This window comes from Acinetobacter sp. S-1 (assembly GCF_059579785.1).
The window spans coordinates 809,138-826,700 of the sequence record NZ_CM184207.1; the positions used below are offsets into that span (position 1 = coordinate 809,138).

At 38.9% G+C, this 17,563-nt stretch carries 17 protein-coding genes; 11 read left to right on the plus strand and 6 right to left on the minus strand.

What is annotated here, in order from left to right:
- Positions 1 to 37: 37 nt before the first annotated feature.
- The 3 genes from lipB to rpoD all read right to left on the minus strand — a co-directional run bounded on the left by lipB (position 38) and on the right by rpoD (position 3,166).
- Entirely contained in the window at positions 38 to 691 is a 654-nt protein-coding gene (gene lipB, locus AC52J8_RS04080; protein WP_005064548.1) for a lipoyl(octanoyl) transferase LipB, read from the minus strand.
- 203 nt (positions 692 to 894) lie between these two features.
- Complete coding sequence (locus tag AC52J8_RS04085; RefSeq protein WP_002116017.1) at positions 895 to 1,182, minus strand: YbeD family protein; 288 nt, start codon at positions 1,180 to 1,182, stop codon at positions 895 to 897.
- Between the two features lie 97 nt (positions 1,183 to 1,279).
- The gene (gene rpoD, locus AC52J8_RS04090; RefSeq protein WP_002116414.1) at positions 1,280 to 3,166 is read right to left on the minus strand and encodes an RNA polymerase sigma factor RpoD; all 1,887 of its coding nucleotides are present in this window, start codon (positions 3,164 to 3,166) and stop codon (positions 1,280 to 1,282) included.
- Positions 3,167 to 3,524: 358 nt separating this feature from the next.
- On the opposite strand from rpoD, the gene AC52J8_RS04095 reads away from it, so the two are divergent.
- The 3 genes from AC52J8_RS04095 (at position 3,525) to AC52J8_RS04105 (ending at position 5,678) form a co-directional block, all read left to right on the plus strand.
- Positions 3,525 to 3,731, plus strand: coding sequence for a PA3496 family putative envelope integrity protein (locus AC52J8_RS04095; protein WP_002116495.1), 207 nt, complete (start codon positions 3,525 to 3,527; stop codon positions 3,729 to 3,731).
- Between the two features lie 74 nt (positions 3,732 to 3,805).
- Positions 3,806 to 4,330, plus strand: a complete 525-nt coding sequence (locus AC52J8_RS04100) for a YecA/YgfB family protein (RefSeq protein WP_002116105.1) — start codon at positions 3,806 to 3,808, stop codon at positions 4,328 to 4,330.
- Between the two features lie 226 nt (positions 4,331 to 4,556).
- Entirely contained in the window at positions 4,557 to 5,678 is a 1,122-nt protein-coding gene (locus tag AC52J8_RS04105; RefSeq protein WP_086399699.1) for a hypothetical protein, read from the plus strand.
- A gap of 61 nt (positions 5,679 to 5,739) precedes the next feature.
- Here AC52J8_RS04105 and trhO read toward each other — a convergent pair whose 3' ends face one another.
- Complete coding sequence (gene trhO, locus AC52J8_RS04110; protein ID WP_002116523.1) at positions 5,740 to 6,672, minus strand: oxygen-dependent tRNA uridine(34) hydroxylase TrhO; 933 nt, start codon at positions 6,670 to 6,672, stop codon at positions 5,740 to 5,742.
- Between the two features lie 111 nt (positions 6,673 to 6,783).
- On the opposite strand from trhO, the gene AC52J8_RS04115 reads away from it, so the two are divergent.
- Positions 6,784 to 7,269 carry a DUF1289 domain-containing protein gene (locus AC52J8_RS04115; RefSeq protein WP_086399700.1) on the plus strand — a complete coding sequence of 162 codons (486 nt, stop codon included), beginning with the start codon at positions 6,784 to 6,786 and terminating at the stop codon, positions 7,267 to 7,269.
- 74 nt (positions 7,270 to 7,343) lie between these two features.
- Here the strand turns inward: AC52J8_RS04115 and gltA are convergent, their stop codons facing one another.
- Together gltA and AC52J8_RS04125 are read right to left on the minus strand one after the other, a co-directional pair.
- On the minus strand, positions 7,344 to 8,618 hold the full coding sequence (gltA, locus tag AC52J8_RS04120; RefSeq protein ID WP_002116327.1) for a citrate synthase: 1,275 nt from the start codon (positions 8,616 to 8,618) through the stop codon (positions 7,344 to 7,346).
- Between the two features lie 343 nt (positions 8,619 to 8,961).
- Positions 8,962 to 9,087, minus strand: a complete 126-nt coding sequence (locus AC52J8_RS04125; protein ID WP_086399701.1) for a hypothetical protein — start codon at positions 9,085 to 9,087, stop codon at positions 8,962 to 8,964.
- 474 nt (positions 9,088 to 9,561) lie between these two features.
- Here AC52J8_RS04125 and sdhC point away from each other — a divergent pair, with 474 nt between their 5' ends.
- From sdhC to odhB, 7 genes are all read left to right on the plus strand, one after another.
- Complete coding sequence (sdhC, locus tag AC52J8_RS04130) at positions 9,562 to 9,963, plus strand: succinate dehydrogenase, cytochrome b556 subunit (RefSeq protein ID WP_075384165.1); 402 nt, start codon at positions 9,562 to 9,564, stop codon at positions 9,961 to 9,963.
- Positions 9,963 to 10,328: a succinate dehydrogenase, hydrophobic membrane anchor protein gene (gene sdhD, locus AC52J8_RS04135; protein WP_086399702.1), complete on the plus strand. Its 366-nt coding sequence runs from the start codon at positions 9,963 to 9,965 to the stop codon at positions 10,326 to 10,328. The genes sdhC and sdhD overlap by 1 nt, the downstream gene beginning before the upstream one ends.
- Positions 10,329 to 10,340: 12 nt before the next feature.
- Entirely contained in the window at positions 10,341 to 12,176 is a 1,836-nt protein-coding gene (gene sdhA, locus AC52J8_RS04140) for a succinate dehydrogenase flavoprotein subunit (RefSeq protein ID WP_002116225.1), read from the plus strand.
- 14 nt (positions 12,177 to 12,190) lie between these two features.
- The gene (locus AC52J8_RS04145; RefSeq protein ID WP_002116292.1) at positions 12,191 to 12,901 is read left to right on the plus strand and encodes a succinate dehydrogenase iron-sulfur subunit; all 711 of its coding nucleotides are present in this window, start codon (positions 12,191 to 12,193) and stop codon (positions 12,899 to 12,901) included.
- A 283-nt stretch (positions 12,902 to 13,184) separates the two neighbouring features.
- Positions 13,185 to 13,313 (plus strand): hypothetical protein, encoded by a 129-nt coding sequence (locus AC52J8_RS04150; RefSeq protein ID WP_002116082.1) that lies wholly within the window; start codon positions 13,185 to 13,187, stop codon positions 13,311 to 13,313.
- A 157-nt stretch (positions 13,314 to 13,470) separates the two neighbouring features.
- Positions 13,471 to 16,311: a 2-oxoglutarate dehydrogenase E1 component gene (locus AC52J8_RS04155; RefSeq protein ID WP_025466613.1), complete on the plus strand. Its 2,841-nt coding sequence runs from the start codon at positions 13,471 to 13,473 to the stop codon at positions 16,309 to 16,311.
- Positions 16,311 to 17,507 carry a 2-oxoglutarate dehydrogenase complex dihydrolipoyllysine-residue succinyltransferase gene (gene odhB, locus AC52J8_RS04160; RefSeq protein WP_005064561.1) on the plus strand — a complete coding sequence of 399 codons (1,197 nt, stop codon included), beginning with the start codon at positions 16,311 to 16,313 and terminating at the stop codon, positions 17,505 to 17,507. The genes AC52J8_RS04155 and odhB overlap by 1 nt, the downstream gene beginning before the upstream one ends.
- Positions 17,508 to 17,563: the final 56 nt, after the last annotated feature.

The window sequence follows — 17,563 nt, forward strand, 5'->3', positions numbered from 1 at the left end:
ATTACTCTAATCCATTTTTATTTCATCGCAAAGCGATTTATTCAGTTTTGACTTCTGGGTCATTAAAGTATCCAGTGTTCTTAATATACTCAATAAAGTCTTGGCAAAGTTGAGTGAATGATGGATAAGGAGTCACCAAATCTTGTATACGCACCATTTCTAAACCAGCGTAGCCACAAGGATTGATCGTCTGGAACCCATCTAGGGCACAGTCCAGATTTAGCGCTAACCCATGGTAGCTACGACCACGACGAATTTTAAAACCTAGGGAACCGATCTTACGGCCATCTACATATACTCCTGGTGCATCAGGCTTAGCATACGCTTCAATTCCGTATTTTTTTAAAACATCTATCATGAATTGTTCAGCAAAACTGACCAATGTACGCACGTTCCATTTTAGACGATTAAGATCAAACATGAAGTAAGCCACAAGTTGACCAGGTCCATGCCAAGTCACTTGTCCACCACGGTCAGTTTGCACTACAGGAATATCTGATGAAATTAGGATGTGTTCAGGTTTACCAGCTTGACCTTGAGTTAAAACATTATGATGTTGAAGTAACCATAACTCATCGGGCGTATCTTGATCTCGCTCATTTGTTAAGAGTTTCATGGTTTCAAACTTGCTTTGATAATCTTGTAAATCGTTCCATTGCCGAATGATTAAGTTAGGTTTATCAAGGCTCATCACAATCTCTTCCTATAATTAGTTTATGCGGCGCCCAGTTAATATCTACTAGATAAAAGCCGAAAACCTTGTAATTTTAAAGGATTTTATAAAAGGAATTCTAAATATTTGTAAGGTTTTTCGTGGTAGGGAGGTTTTTAAAATTTCCAAAAAAATACCACAGTAAGAATGCCTGACTGTGGTATTGATTGAAGAACTTAAAATTAAAGCGCAGTTCTAATCTGCGGACAAGCAGCCAAGTCAGCATAAAGTGCATGAACTTGTTCCAATTCTTCAAAGCGCAATTGTGCTGTTAAAGAATGATACTTGCCGGTGCGAGATTCTTGAACTTTTAATGTTGAGTGGTCGAAGTCTGGAAAATGTTTTACCAAAATATCGACTACAGCAACACGTAATTCTTCACCCGCATCGCCAATAAGTTTAATTGGATAATCCATCGGAAATACCCAAAGATGTTCTTGTAGTTCGCGAGATGGAGTGCGGTCTAACATAAGTTACCTCATGATTTGAAACGCCTGCATTATCGCAGGCGTTTATAGCTCTTTCTATTAAATGGGGCTTGGTTTTGAAATTTCAAGCTTTCAAAACTTAGTCATTTTCCAAGAAAGAACGTAAGTGTTCAGAACGAGAAGGGTGGCGTAATTTACGTAATGCTTTTGCTTCAATCTGACGGATACGTTCACGCGTTACATCAAATTGTTTACCAACTTCTTCAAGTGTGTGATCGGTTGGCATATCAATACCAAAACGCATCTTCAATACTTTTGCTTCACGTTCAGTTAAGTTTTCCAATACTTCACGAGTTGCTTCTTTTAAGCCTTCTGAAGTCGCAGCATCAATTGGAGAAGTGATGTTTTGATCTTCAATGAAATCCCCAAGATGTGAATCTTCATCATCACCAATAGGTGTTTCCATCGAAATCGGTTCTTTAGCAATTTTAAGTACTTTACGAACTTTAACTTCATCCATTTCTAAACGTTCACCTAATTCTTCAGGTGTCGGTTCACGGCCCATTTCTTGTAACAATTGACGAGATACACGGTTGATCTTGTTAATCGTTTCAATCATGTGTACTGGAATACGGATTGTACGAGCCTGATCGGCAATCGAACGAGTAATCGCCTGACGAATCCACCAAGTTGCATAAGTCGAGAATTTATAACCACGACGGTATTCAAACTTGTCTACGGCTTTCATCAAACCAATGTTCCCTTCTTGAATCAAGTCAAGGAACTGTAAACCACGGTTGGTATATTTTTTCGCAATTGAAATTACCAAACGGAGGTTGGCTTCCACCATTTCTTTCTTAGCGCGACGTGCTTTCGCTTCGCCAATCGCCATACGTTTCGAGATATCTTTAATTTCAGCAACGCTTAAACTCAGCTCTTTCTCAATATCTGCAATCTTTTGTTGGAATGCTAAAACATCTGGACGAACTTTTTCTAAATGCGCCTTGATTTCAGCAGGTGCTTTAGCAATTTGTTCATCTAACCAAGCTGGATTAGATTCTTGTTTAGGGAAAGATGTACGGAATTGAGTACGGTCCATACGGCCACGACGTACTGCATAACGCATGATTTCACGTTCATTGGCACGAATTTGCTCATGGGTACCACGAATCATTTCAGAGATGATGTCAAATAAACGTGGTGTAAATTTAAACATCATGAACACAGTAGCTAAAGCTTCTAAAGCTTCTTCAGCCTCTGGACTGTTACGACCATGTTTTTCAACAACAGCTTTTGTTTTAGCCCAAGCAGCTTCTAGTTCAGTAAAACGAACTTTTGCAACCTCAGGGTCTGGACCTGAATCGCCTTCAGAGTCATCATCACCTTCAGACTCTTCTTCTTCATCGTCATCATCAAGTTTAACTTCTTTCGTTGATTTTGAAGATGATTCGTCTTCTTCTTCAAGTTCTTCAACTTCTTCTAAAACTTCTGGAATATCTTCATCGGTTTCAGGATCGAGGTAGCCTGATAAAATATCTGCAAGACGGCGTTCGCCAGTTAAAAAATCATTATATTCTTTTAATACAACTTCAACAGCATTTGGCCAGTAAGCAATTGAATTAAGGACATCACGGATACCTTCTTCAATACGTTTGGCAATGCTGATTTCACCTTCACGGGTTAATAGTTCAACTGTACCCATTTCACGCATGTACATACGTACAGGGTCTGTCGTACGTCCAGGCTCATTTTCAACCGATGCAAGTACGGCAGCAGCTTCTTCTTCAGCAACCTCATCAGTTGCGTCAGCCGACTCACCGAACATGGTATCGTCAGATTCAGGTGCACGCTCGTGTACAGGAATACCAACGTCTTGAAGCATTTGAATAATGTCTTCAATCTGTTCGCTTTCAGTAATCGAGTCCGGCAGATGATCGTTAACCTCAGCGTAAGTTAAGTAACCTTGTTCTTTGCCTCGGCTAATCAGAGCCGCTACTTGAGAAGTAGGGGAATGCATATCGCTCATCTTTGCTTACTCTTTGTTGAATCTGTGGCAGTGAAAAACCGTGCATGATAGCACAATTTGCTTGAAATGTTTTGGCTTTGATCAGTAACCGTTAAATAAAAAATATCTTTGAATTCACGTCTGTTTTTTGAATATTGGGATAAAATCATTTTTTTCAAGCTTAAATCATCGAAAAAATCATAGAATTTTTTTTTGATCAAAAAAATAGTTCAGCTTTATAAATACACAATTTTTTGGGCGAAAAAAAGTACAAATATGCAGTTTAATGAAAAAAATATAAATAAAACTTGACACGATTTAATAACCAAGATAAATAGCGGCTAGACCCATTCACATTTTTTCATTAGAGGTAGTTTTAGTGTCTTCTACAGATTTTGAATTAGATGATAACTACGGTGATGATGATGATGTCGGTTTTGATGAGTCATCAGGCAAAATCACTGCGAAAGAATCATTAGAAAAACGTAGATTAATTGATGATCTATTGGCTCAACGCCGTTTAGAGCGTGAGTTAAAAGATTTTGATTACGATTTAGACGATGATGATCTTGATGATGAAGACTAATCAAATCTGAATAGGGCATCGTCAGCTTAGATGCTATGCTATCGTAGATTTCTTTTTTATAGTCAGGTAACACAATGAGTGCGTTAGATTTAGACCAATTAAGTGAATATCTAGATGGAGACCACAATGAGTATGGTCTGGATTTCGCTGCAACTCATGGTTTTCTGTGTGCAATTGCAGTAGGCCCTCAGTTTGATCGTTGGTTAGATGAATTATTCGATAATAACCATAAGAAAGTTCCTGCCGAAATTATTCAGCAGATCAAAGCGTGGTTAGAATCAATTCGACAAGACTTAGCAAATGAAAATGGAATTGAATTTCCGTTTGAAATTGAAGAAGCTGATGTTGAGTCTAGCTTAGGCGACTGGAGTGTTGGATTTGTTGATGCGATGTTCTTAAATGAAGATGCATGGTTTGCACCTGAATATGAAGAACAATTAATTGATTTAACTTTACCAATGATGGTATTTAGTGGAATTGATGAAGAAGATCCACAGATGGAATCTTTCCGTCGTAATGGACAGTTAATGGATGAGCTGGCAGAAGAAATCCCAGATAATTTGAATGAATTATACTTGATGTATCATACGCCAAATTAATTTATTAGAAGAAATAATAAATAACGTCCTTTCTAGGGCGTTTTTTATTGCCTGAATTTTTTAATAGGTAATTGAGTATAATAATATTTTTGCATTAATTTTATTTATATATAATATTTATTGTTATTTTAAAATTATACTTTTAATAGAGTTTAATTTACCTATCATCATGTGTTAGTCCATGATCGATATAAAAATCTTTAGTGCTATAACAATGCGATTTAATATGAATATAATTTGTAAAATTAGTGGCTTGCTCTTAGTAATATTACTTATAGCTTGTGGTGGTGAAAATAGTAACAGTGTTAGTGAAGCGAAAATTTCACAATCTAATCAAAATGAAGTGACTTATAAATTAATCTCTGGTACAGCATTTTCAACTTCTGCTTTGAATGGTGCAAATGTAACAGCAATTTGTAAAGATGGAATCGGTTTTAAAAATACTGTAAATGTTAATGCCCAAGGTAAATGGCAAGGTGAAGTAGATAATAGTAAGTTTCCTTGTCGTTTACAGGTAAAAGCTAATGGACAAAGCTACTATAGTTATGTTGAGCGTGAGGGTAATGTAAATATTAATCCGCTTACGGATATGGTCGTTGCTTATGCCAGTAACCAAGTTCCTGCAATATGGTATCAATCTGGAACCATGACTACAGAAAAGTTAAATTCTGCAAATTCTGCTTTGGTAGCTGAACTTATTAAAAAGGGGTATGGTATTAATAATGATGCGGATCTATTTAATACTGAGATGAAAGTAAATAGCCCTATTCATCAAGCTATTCAAGAGTTGTTGGAAGCTATTAAGAATAATGAAAACATCAAAGACTATGATGCACTGTTAATGTTAATTAAAGATGGAAATTTATCTCAATTACCTAAGAAAGTTGATATTTTGAATAACTCAATACCAATGATTTTTAATTTTAATACGAATGTCTGTCAAATACTGCCTGCATTAGAAAATATGCAGCAATACAATAAATGTTCAGATAAGGTTATTAATAATTTTATTGAAAGTAATTTGGTGGCTGCCGACTCAGATGAAAAGTGTGTTTTGGTAAAACAAGGTAATAAAGTGAGTTTAACCAAAGGGGATCAAACAGTATCAGCATTATTGGATCAAGAATTAGAAGATGGCATGAGCTTTACTTTTGATGAGGGTGAGTTAGAGATTGTAGATATTATGATTAATACCGGACCTTATACAGATATTAATACCTATAGTCAGATTGGATTAGACTTTTCTAATGATGGGAAGTTAAGAGGAGTTGTTGGGAAATCTCCAACTGTTGCGCCAATGAATTGTGTAAGTATTGAGTTTAAGAAAATTATGGAGCAGTATAAATAATATTGATTTTTAATAGATTCACTAGATGGAAGAGGAGGATCATTGGATCCTCCTGTTTTTATTACAAGCGTTTACGCTTTGCAGCAGCAATTTGTGACTGGCGCATACGGAAACCAGCTTTTTGCTTTTCAGTGGTTTTGTCGATGCAATAAACGCAAGAAACACCGTGTTCGTAACTTGGTAGAGCAGACTCTTCAGGAGTTAAAGGCCAACCGCAAGCATGACATTTAATATTCACGCCTTCCTCTACACCATGAGTTACAGCAGTACGTCCGTCAAATACGAAACATTCACCTTCCCATAAGCTTTCATCAGCAGGGGTTTCTTCTAGATACTTAAGGATACCGCCTTTAAGATGGTAAACCTCTTTAAATCCTTCTTGAAGAAGTAAAGAAGTTGATTTTTCACAGCGAATACCGCCAGTACAGAACATCGCAATTTTTTTGTCTTTATGTTGCTCTAATTCTTTCTTGACGTATTCTGGAAACTCACGGAATGTTTCAGTTTTAGGGTCAATTGCGCCCTTAAATGTACCCGCTTTATATTCGTAATCATTACGTGTGTCGATTAAAATTACATCATCACGTGCGATTAAATCATTCCACTCTTTAGGATCAAGGTAGTGACCGACTAAGTCACGAGGTTTAACCTCAACACCTAAAGTCACAATTTCTTCTTTAAGTTTAATTTTCATTTTGCGGAAAGGTTTGTCAGAACTATGGGATTCTTTGTATTCCATAGCGCCAAAGCCTTCATTGAGCAAAAATTGATGTAGTGTATCAATTGCTAAGCGATCACCAGCAACAGTACCATTAATTCCTTCACCTGCTACAATCAGAGTTCCACAAAGGTTAATTGTTTTCACTAAGTCTAATAAACGTTGTTGAAGATCGGCAGGATCTTGAACTTCTTTAAATTGATATAGTGCTGCAACAACCCAACCTGCGGTCGCTTGCTGTTCTACAGGTGCAAGCTGTTCTACAGTAGCGTTCATGGAAAACTCCAAATGTATTAAGATAGAAATTTAAGGCGCATATTTTAGCGCGAAAATTAGTAATAAGCGAGAAAACCATAAAAAGTATATGGTTTATTTAAGGAGTTTGTTTTGAGTAATGATCATCGAACGCTCTCTCTCACCCCATGTGCAGGGCGTTGTTCAACAGTTTTTGGTGATCAGGTTTGTCGTGGTTGTCGCCGTTTTAACCACGAGGTGATTCAATGGAACACTTATACGGCAGAGCAGCGTTTGGCTGTATGGAAGCGTTTAGATGATCAATTGAATCAAATCTTAGTGCCAATGCTGCCTCATGCGGACTTACAGCATGTTGAGGGCTTTATCCTAAGTAAGCGTGTTCGGTTAATGGAGGGGGCGAGCCAGGGTCGTAAGCTTTACCATGCCTTAAAAATATGTGAAAAGAATAAACATCTAGCACACGAGAGTGGTTTGGGTATTTCGGAGTCTCAAGTCAAAACAATATGGGTTGAGTTTGAAGGACGTGTTTTAGCTTTGGCTAAAGCGAGCTATGAGTTGGCTTGGTTGCGAGCAGATGGAATTAGCCATCACTTGTTAACTATGTATGAAGAAGAATAAGTCTAGAGTAGAAAAAGACGTAAATAAAAAAGCTGCCTTTTGGCAGCTTTTTTTCATTAATTTTCTTTCGAATATTAACGTTTGATGTCGCGTTGAGTTTCACCAGTATAAAGCTGACGAGGACGACCGATTTTGTAAGGACCGCTGTGCATTTCTAACCAGTGGCTGATCCAACCAACTGTACGAGCAAGAGCGAAGATTACAGTAAACATTTCTGTTGGGATACCAATCGCTTTAAGGATGATACCTGAGTAGAAGTCTACGTTAGGGTAAAGTTTACGCTCAACGAAGTACGGGTCGTTCAATGCGATACGCTCAAGTTCCATAGCAAGTGCTAATTGAGGATCGTTGATACCTAAAGCTTCAAGAACTTCGTCACAAGTTTGCTTCATTACTTTAGCGCGTGGGTCGAAGTTTTTGTAAACGCGGTGACCGAAGCCCATAAGCTTAACTTCTTTGCGTTTAACTTTTTCCATGAACTCTGCAACGTTTTCAACGCTACCGATTTCATCAAGCATCTTAAGAACTGCTTCGTTTGCACCACCGTGAGCAGGTCCCCAAAGTGCAGAGATACCAGCAGAGATACATGCATACGGGTTTGCACCAGTAGAGCCAGCAAGACGTACTGTAGATGTAGAAGCATTTTGTTCGTGGTCAGCATGAAGCGTGAAAATACGATCCATTGCGCGAGCAAGAACAGGATTAACTTTGTAATCACGGTCAGCAGGAGTAGCAAACATCATGTGCAAGAAGTTTTCCGCATAACTTAAATCGTTACGTGGATAGATGAATGGTTGACCTACTGTGTATTTGTAACTCCAAGCAGCAAGCGTTGGAATTTTTGCAATTAAGCGAATTGCAGTGATTTCACGGTGATTGATGTCTTCAATATCTAGGTTGTTATGATAGAACGCAGATAATGCACCTACAACACCAACCATGATTGCCATTGGGTGAGCATCACGACGGAAACCATTGAAGAAACGGCTAACTTGATCGTGAACCATAGTGTGAGCACGTACTTTCGTATCAAACTCAACTTTTTGTTCAGCAGTTGGGAGCTCGCCATTTAATAATAAATAACAAGTTTCAAGGTAGTCTGCTTGAGTTGCTAACTGATCAATTGGGTAGCCGCGGTGTAATAAAATACCTTTGTCACCATCAATGAAAGTAATTTTAGATTCGCATGCGGCTGTCGCCATAAAACCAGGATCGAAAGTAAAATGACCTTCTTTCAGTATGCTGCTGACATCAATTACATCTGGACCTAAAGTGCCACTGTAGATTGGTAATCCAATTTCTTTGCCATCAAGATGTAATACGGCTTTTTTGCCATTTGCTTCAGACATTCAATAGATCTCCTGTCCTGGTGAATGTTGATCTGACTCGAAATCCTAATGTTCTCATGTGCGAATCAGACGGTGTCAAAATTTGCTATAAGATTAGTGAGTACTGAAATTTTGTCAATTATACTTATGGATAAAAAATGACGTTCCCACAGAGAGTTAGTCATCAAGACCCGAGCAAAAAAGTCAGTAAAATCACTGCATCGGGATGGTATAATAAGTCAATTCAACAAGAACGTGCAGAAAAAAAATGAAGGATGAGTACAATTGTAAGCAAATTTATAAATTGCAATTTAGAATAATAAGGCGGTAGAAAATGCCAATCTGCTTAAAAAAATCATAAAACTCATGGTGTAATTTCAAATTTACACTCAAAAAAAATGGTATTTTTATTTAGTTGTAACAAAGAATATTGTTCTTTTTTTAAGTTTAATTGTATAAAAAATAGCTCATCAGACGACTTTAAAATCATAAGAACTATTTTTTAATGAAATTCACTTTCGAAAAATTAGTGTAGATCGCTTAATATCTATCTGAAATATAAGTTTGCTCACTTATTTGAAATGTGGCTCACATTGAAAATAGGAGGATATTGCGATCATTTTTCTATTGATATGAGGAATTTATAACTTTATCTTTAGTCTAAAATCGGCTTATTTAAAAGAAATTTCAGAAAAAATGAAATTAAATAAAAAGTTATTTTAAACAAGGACATGATGTGTGTAGGTATAGTTTTTTTATTGACCTAATAATGTAATATTGTTTTGAATGATTCTTATTTAATGGTTTTTTGCTGAAATGGCAAAGTGGATTGTTTGTATTTTGATACTTCGCGTTTTATAATTCAGTGTCGTTTATAGGTTAGGCATGAGCTGTGCTTGCCTAACAATGCCAGCTTTCCTTGGAATTAATTCAACAAACTCCGGTCGGAGTTTCTACCTACAGGATGCCCGCTGTGAAAAGCAACAGACCTGTCAATTTGTCCATGGGTCAGGTGTTAGCGGTAAATTTACGCTCACCCGTGGCTATTGCATCAATTTTACACCGTTTATCAGGTGTCATCGTTTTCTTATTAGTACCAGTTCTCTTATGGATTCTAGATAAATCATTATCTTCACCAGAAGGATTTGACTACGTTAAAAATGTCGTTTTTGGAAATATCCTTGTACGTTTTGTTGTTTGGGTATTTGCAGCCGGCTTGATATTCCACTTTATTGCTGGAGTTAAGCACTTACTTGCAGATTTAGGTTTTGCTGAAGAACTGCAAAGTGGTCGTATTGCAGCGACAATTTCATTGATCTTATCTGTGGTAGCCATTATCGCAGCCTTTGTATGGATTATGTTCTAATGAAAAGTGCTACAGGTTTAACTGGTTCAGGTTCTCGTGATTGGTTTATCCAGCGTGTAAGTGCGGTTGTATTAGCAGCTTATACTGTTGTTCTTTTTGGTTGGATTCTCTGCAAAGGTGAATTTGACTATCAACAGTGGGCTGGCTTCATGATGACATTACCAATGAAGATTTTTTCTTTATTGGCAATTTTATCGCTTATCGCACACGCATGGATTGGTATGTGGCAAGTTTTCACTGACTATGTCACTACTCGTCAAATGGGTCCTTCAGCGAAAGGTTTACGCCTTGTACTGACGACGGCTGTCATTATTGCAGTGTTTGTGTACGCAATCTGGGGTATCCAGATTTTCTGGGCGAATTGATAGGAAGATATCATGGGCGCGATAACCCCTAAAGAAGATTATTCAAATATTCAAAACCTCACTTTCGATGCAGTTATCGTTGGTGGTGGTGGTTCTGGTATGCGTGCATCTTACCAACTTGCTCAAGCAGGTTTGAAAGTTGCAGTACTTACTAAAGTTTTCCCAACACGTTCACATACAGTTGCTGCTCAGGGCGGTATCGGTGCGTCGTTAGGTAACATGCAAGAAGATAACTGGCATTTCCACTTTTACGATACGGTAAAAGGTTCTGACTGGTTAGGTGACCAAGACGCAATTGAATTTATGTGTCGTGAAGCACCAAAAGTTGTGTATGAGCTTGAACACATGGGTATGCCGTTTGACCGTAACGCTGATGGTACAATTTACCAGCGTCCGTTCGGTGGACACTCTGCGAACTATGGTGATAAACCGGTTCCACGTGCTTGTGCTGCTGCTGACCGTACTGGTCACGCATTATTACACACGCTTTATCAAAGCAACGTGAAAATGGGTACTCAGTTCTTCGTTGAATGGATCGCGCTTGATTTGATCCGTAACGAAGCAGGTGATGTTCTTGGTGTAACAGCGATTGACCAAGAAACTGGTAATATCGCTGTATTCCAAGCAAAAGCGACATTGTTTGCTACTGGTGGTGCTGGTCGTGTTTACCGTGCATCAACAAATGCTTATATCAACACTGGTGACGGTCTTGGTATGGCTGCTCGTGCTGGCATTCCATTACAAGATATGGAATTCTGGCAATTCCACCCTACGGGTGTTGCGGGCGCAGGCGTATTGTTAACTGAAGGTTGTCGTGGTGAAGGTGCAATCCTTCGTAACAAAGACGGCGAACCGTTCATGGAACGTTATGCACCAACTTTAAAAGACTTGGCTCCACGTGACTTCGTATCACGTTCTATGGACCAAGAAATTAAAGAAGGTCGTGGTTGTGGTCCAAAAGGTGATTATATCTTATTAGATATGACTCACTTGGGCGCTGACACAATCATGAAGCGTTTACCATCTGTATTTGAGATTGGTAAAAAATTCGCGAACGTTGACATTACTAAAGAACCAATTCCTGTAGTACCAACAATCCATTATCAAATGGGTGGTATTCCTACAAATATGCATGGTCAAGTGTGCTTACCTGAAGCCGGTACAGACAACTACACTAAACCTGTAAAAGGTTTCTATGCAATTGGTGAATGTTCTTGTGTATCAGTACATGGTGCAAACCGTTTAGGTACTAACTCACTTCTTGACTTGGTTGTATTTGGTAAAGCTGCTGGTGAGCACATTATCGACTACGTAACTAAGCATCATGGTGATGAATATGCACCACTTCCAACAAACGTATTAGAGCAAACTTTAGATCGCGTACGTAAATTGGATGAATCAACTTCTGGTGAAAATGCACAAGAAGTTGCTGATGCGATTCGTGATATCGTTCAAGACCACGCTGGTGTATTCCGTACTCAAGCTTTGCTTGATAAAGGTGTTAAAGAGATTCTTGCTCTTGAGCCACGTGTGCGCAACATTCACTTGAAAGATAAATCTAAAGTATTTAACACTGCACGTGTTGAAGCGCTTGAAGTTGAAAACTTATATGAAGTTGCAAAAGCTACATTAATTTCAGCTGCTGCGCGTAAAGAATGTCGTGGTGCGCATACTGTAGTTGATTATGAATTGCCAGCTGATCACCCAACTTATTCATACGGTCGCCGTGATGATGAGTGGATGAAGCATACTTTATGGTATTCATCAGATAACCGTTTGGAATATAAGCCAGTGCGCTTCAAACCGTTGACTGTTGATGCAATTCCACCAGCACCACGTACATTCTAATCGGGAGTATAAAGATGAGTAGAGGTACTCGTACATTCGAAATCTACCGCTATGATCCTGATAAGGATAAAGCGCCGTATATGCAAACTTTCAAGCTTGAATTGACTGATAAGCACCGTATGTTGCTTGATGCATTACTTGCTTTGAAGGTTCAAGATGAATCATTAACGTTCCGTCGTTCATGCCGTGAAGGTATTTGTGGTTCGGATGGTGTAAACATTAATGGTAAAAATGGTTTGGCTTGTTTATGGAATTTAAACGACCTGCCTGAGAAAATTGTAATTCGTCCATTACCAGGTTTGCCGGTTGTTAAAGATTTGGTTGTTGATATGAACCAATTCTATGATCAATATGACAAAATTCAGCCATTCTTGATCAATAACCAACCAGCTCCACCTAAAGAGCGTTTACAGTCTCCTGAAGAGCGTGAACACTTAAATGGTTTGTATGAATGTATTCTTTGTGCGTGTTGTTCAACTTCATGCCCATCATTCTGGTGGAACCCTGATAAATTCTTGGGTCCTTCAGCATTGTTGAATGCATACCGTTTTATTATCGACTCTCGTGATACTGCTACTGCAGACCGTTTGGCTCGTCTTGACGATCCATTCAGTTTGTTCCGTTGTAAAGGTATTATGAACTGTGTGTCAGTATGTCCTAAAGGTCTAAACCCTACTAAAGCAATCGGTCACATCCGTAACATGCTATTAGATCAAGCGGGTTAATTCTGCACAAATAGAAAACGCGCATCCTTGATGTGCGTTTTTTTTTAATTTTATAATGTAAACTTTAGACTTTGGTCGAAAAGAGCGAGGATTTTATATATTGCACCATATATTAAAAGATAAAATCGCTTATGTATTTCGCCAATTTATAGGTGGTATGTGTCAAAAAAATCAATCGTTGTTTAAGAACATGATACGATTTGCCACAAAGTTATAGGTGAAAAAAGCGTATACTAGTGAAATTAATTTAAGTAGCACGATCTTAGATCTGTGCTTAATTTTTATGGTTAAAGTCATTTTAGAAAAGTTAATTTTAAAGTTAATTTTTCTAAAAAGATTTGCAAAAAATTGCTCGGTTTTAATCGAGTATAAGGTGAGTGATGATGCCATTGAGGGCGTTGTGATTCATTAATTACCTATGGAGTTTTCTCTCTAGGTAGTATGACGCCCCATGGTCTTAGAGACCTGTTGGGTAAGTAATGCCTTTTTTACCAATTTGGCATTATGCATCATGGGTGTGCTTAAAAGGCAGCCTGTAATATTTTTTGCAATAGGAAATGGGTCCACAAATGCAAGAAGTTGCTGACGCATTGCGTCTTGACACTGAACTTTCCGCTGATAGTGCAGCGTATATTGAAGAACTTTACGAGCAGTACCTGACTTCCCCAACCTCTGTAGCTGAGGACTGGCGCCAATATTTCGATAAATATCCAAAGGGTGACCAACCACACAGCGCTGTGCGTGAGCAATTCCTATTACTAGGACGTAATGCTAATCGTGTTCAACCTGTTGTACAAAGTACTGTAAGTACTGAGCATGAGCGTCGTCAAATTGGCGTTTTACAACTTATTGCTGCTTATCGTAATCGCGGACATCAAAAAGCTAAATTAGATCCATTAGGTCTTGCTAAGCGTGAAGAGATTCCGGATTTAGATCTTTCAGCTCACGGTTTAACCAAATCAGATTTAGACACTGTATTCAATACCGGCAATCTTGAAATTGGCAAAAGCGAAGCAACGCTTGCTGAAATGATTGAGGCAATGGAATCAATCTATTGTGGTTCGATCGGTGTTGAATACATGCATATCGTGGACACAAAAGAAAAACGTTGGATTCAACAACGTCTTGAAAGTGCCCGTGGTAAATTCAATTACACAAATGATCAAAAGAAAGGCTTCTTAGAGCGTTTAACTGCTGCAGAAGGTCTTGAAAAATATCTTGGTAATAAATACGTCGGTGCTAAACGCTTTGGTGTTGAGGGCGGCGAATCTTTTATTCCTATGGTAAACGAGATTATTCAGCGTGCTGGTGCTGTAGGTTGTAAAGAAGTTGTTATTGGTATGCCACACCGTGGCCGTTTAAATCTTCTTGTGAATATTATGGGTAAAAACCCTGCGGACTTATTTGGTGAGTTCGAAGGTAAATCAATTCATAAAAAAGGTTCTGGCGACGTTAAATACCACCAAGGTTTCTCAAGTAATGTAATGACTCCAGGTGGCGAAGTTCACTTGGCATTAGCATTTAACCCATCTCACTTGGAAATTGTTGGTCCTGTAGTTGAAGGTTCTGTACGTGCACGTCAAGTACGTCGTAGAGACATTGGCGGTGATGACGTTTTACCAGTGATAGTTCATGGTGATGCGGCATTTGCAGGTCAGGGCGTGAACATGGAAACCTTCCAGATGTCACAAACTCGTGGCTATACGGTTGGTGGTACAGTTCATATTATTGTGAACAACCAAGTAGGTTTCACAACTTCTGATCCTCGTGATGCACGTTCTACAGAATACTGTACAGACGTTGCTAAAATGATTCAGGCGCCAATTTTCCATGTAAATGGCGATGATCCTGAAGCTGTTATCTTTGCTACTCAATTAGCACATGATTTCCGTCACGAATTCCGTAAAGATGTTGTTATCGATTTGTTCTGTTATCGTCGTCGTGGCCATAACGAAGCAGATGAGCCATCTGGTACACAGCCATTGATGTATCAAGTAATTGCGAAGAAAGCGACTACTCGTACACTTTATGCTGATCAACTTGTTCAAGAGAAAGTACTTGATCGTGCTGAAGCAGACCAAATGGTTGAAGATTACCGTTCTGATCTAGAAGCGGGTAATCATGTAGCAAATGCATTGATTCTTGAACCAAATACCAAAATGTTTGTTGACTGGACTCCATATTTGGGCCATGACTACACAGACGATTGGGATACTTCATTTGACTTAAATCGCTTAAAAGAATTAGGCGAGGGCATGAGCAAACTTCCTGAAGGGTTTGTAATGCAGCGTCAGGTTCAAAAAGTAATTGAAGACCGCGTAAAAATGCAAACTGGTGAAACTCCATTAAACTGGGGTGCAGCAGAAACTTTAGCTTATGCAACTTTATTAGATGAAGATTATCTAGTTCGTATTACTGGTGAAGACGTGGGTCGTGGTACCTTCTCACACCGTCATGCGAAATTGCATAACCAAGCTGATGGTTCAACTTACATTCCACTTTGTCATGTGAAAGAGAACCAACCACGTTTTGCGATTTATGACTCTCTTTTATCTGAAGAAGCAGTTCTTGCATTCGAATATGGTTACGCAACTACAATTCCTAAGAGCTTGATTATTTGGGAAGCACAATTTGGTGACTTCGTAAACTGTGCTCAAGTTGTGATTGACCAGTTTATTGCTTCTGGTGAGACTAAGTGGGAACGTGTTTGTGGTTTAACAATGTTGTTACCACACGGTTTCGAAGGTCAAGGCCCAGAACACTCATCAGCTCGTTTAGAACGTTTCTTGCAGTTATGTGCTGAAGACAACATGCAAGTGATCACTCCAACGACACCTGCACAGATTTTCCATGCATTACGTCGTCAAGCTGTACGCCCAATTCGTAAGCCATTGATTGTAATGTCACCGAAATCTTTACTTCGTCATAAACTTGCGACTTCTACTTTAGAAGAGCTTGCAAATGGTTCATTCCAAACTGTAATTGATGAAATCGATCAAATTAACAAGTCAGATGTAACTCGTCTTGTACTTTGTGGCGGTAAAGTTTATTACGACTTACTTGAAAAACGTCGTGAACAAAACTTAACTAATGTTGCAATCGTACGTATTGAACAGTTGTATCCATACCCAGAGCAACGTCTTGCGGAAATCTTGGCTGCTTATCCAAATGTGAAAGAACTCGTTTGGGCACAAGAAGAGCCGAAGAACCAAGGCGCATGGTTATTTATTGCACCGCGTTTATATGACGATATCTTAAAATCTGGCAAACAAATCCGTATCAGTTTTGCAGGTCGTGAAGCTTCTGCTGCACCAGCTTGTGGCTCACCGTACTTGCATGCAAAACAACAAGCTCAGCTAATTAATGATGCATTGGCAATCGAAGCTGAACAATCAGGAGATTCTCAATAATGGCAACCGAAATTAAAGCACCGGTATTCCCAGAGTCTGTTGCAGATGGAACCATCGCAACTTGGCATAAAAAGGTGGGTGAACCTGTATCACGTGATGAAGTAATCTGTGATATTGAAACCGACAAAGTTGTTTTAGAAGTTGTTGCTCCTGCTGATGGTAGCTTAGTTGCAATCATTAAAGATGAAGGCGATACAGTTCTTTCTGACGAAGTTATTGCTCAATTTGAAGCTGGTGCTGGTGCAGCAGCGGCTGCTCCGGCAGCAGTAGAGCAAGCAGTTGCTCAAACTCAAGCTGGTGCAGCGCCTGTTGTTGAGCGTACAGAAACTGTATCTGATCAAGCTCCTGCAGTTCGTAAAGCATTAACTGAATCTGGTATTGCTGCTGCTGACGTACAAGGTACTGGTCGTGGTGGTCGTATCACTAAAGAAGATGTTGCAAACCATCAAGCTAAACCAGCTGCTAACGTTACTCCGTTAAGTGTGGCTGTTGGTGAGCGTATCGAAAAACGCGTTCCAATGACTCGTTTACGTAAGCGTGTAGCTGAGCGTCTTCTTGCTGCAACTCAAGAAACAGCAATGTTAACTACATTCAACGAAGTTAACATGAAGCCAATCATGGAATTGCGTAAGCAATATAAAGATGCTTTTGAAAAACGTCATGGCGCTCGTTTAGGCTTCATGTCATTCTTCGTTAAAGCAGCAACTGAAGCGCTTAAACGCTATCCAGCTGTAAACGCTTCAATTGATGGCGACGATATCGTTTATCACGGTTACTACGACATCGGTGTTGCAGTATCTTCTGATCGTGGTCTTGTTGTACCAGTATTACGTGATACTGATCGTATGAGCTATGCAGAAGTTGAATCTGGTATTGGTGCATATGCTGCTAAAGCACGTGATGGTAAATTATCTATCGAAGAAATGACTGGTGGTACTTTCACAATCACTAACGGTGGTACTTTCGGTTCATTACTTTCAACTCCAATTTTGAATCAGCCACAAACTGGTATCTTGGGTATGCACAAAATTCAAGAGCGTCCTATGGCTGTAAATGGTCAAGTTGAAATCTTGCCAATGATGTATTTAGCACTTTCTTATGACCACCGTATGATCGATGGTAAAGAAGCTGTAGGTTTCTTGGTAGCAATCAAAGAATTGTTAGAAGAGCCAGCTAAACTCATCCTTGATCTTTAATTTCTTCGAATAATATTACCGAGGTAGAGTGATCCTCTATCTCGGACCATGGAGAT

Bases quoted from the DNA above. Each gene is read 5' to 3' on its own strand.
- AC52J8_RS04105 (WP_086399699.1), top strand. From the start codon at position 4,557: ATGAATATAATTTGTAAAATTAGTGGCTTGCTCTTAGTAATATTACTT.
- sdhC (WP_075384165.1), top strand. From the start codon at position 9,562: ATGCCCGCTGTGAAAAGCAACAGACCTGTCAATTTGTCCATGGGTCAG.
- sdhD (WP_086399702.1), top strand. From the start codon at position 9,963: ATGAAAAGTGCTACAGGTTTAACTGGTTCAGGTTCTCGTGATTGGTTT.
- AC52J8_RS04085 (WP_002116017.1), bottom strand. From the start codon at position 1,182: ATGTTAGACCGCACTCCATCTCGCGAACTACAAGAACATCTTTGGGTA.
- odhB (WP_005064561.1), top strand. From the start codon at position 16,311: ATGGCAACCGAAATTAAAGCACCGGTATTCCCAGAGTCTGTTGCAGAT.
- AC52J8_RS04155 (WP_025466613.1), top strand. From the start codon at position 13,471: ATGCAAGAAGTTGCTGACGCATTGCGTCTTGACACTGAACTTTCCGCT.
- rpoD (WP_002116414.1), bottom strand. From the start codon at position 3,166: ATGAGCGATATGCATTCCCCTACTTCTCAAGTAGCGGCTCTGATTAGC.
- AC52J8_RS04145 (WP_002116292.1), top strand. From the start codon at position 12,191: ATGAGTAGAGGTACTCGTACATTCGAAATCTACCGCTATGATCCTGAT.
- sdhA (WP_002116225.1), top strand. From the start codon at position 10,341: ATGGGCGCGATAACCCCTAAAGAAGATTATTCAAATATTCAAAACCTC.
- lipB (WP_005064548.1), bottom strand. From the start codon at position 691: ATGAGCCTTGATAAACCTAACTTAATCATTCGGCAATGGAACGATTTA.
- trhO (WP_002116523.1), bottom strand. From the start codon at position 6,672: ATGAACGCTACTGTAGAACAGCTTGCACCTGTAGAACAGCAAGCGACC.
- AC52J8_RS04100 (WP_002116105.1), top strand. From the start codon at position 3,806: ATGAGTGCGTTAGATTTAGACCAATTAAGTGAATATCTAGATGGAGAC.
- AC52J8_RS04150 (WP_002116082.1), top strand. From the start codon at position 13,185: ATGGTTAAAGTCATTTTAGAAAAGTTAATTTTAAAGTTAATTTTTCTA.
- AC52J8_RS04125 (WP_086399701.1), bottom strand. From the start codon at position 9,087: ATGATTTTAAAGTCGTCTGATGAGCTATTTTTTATACAATTAAACTTA.
- gltA (WP_002116327.1), bottom strand. From the start codon at position 8,618: ATGTCTGAAGCAAATGGCAAAAAAGCCGTATTACATCTTGATGGCAAA.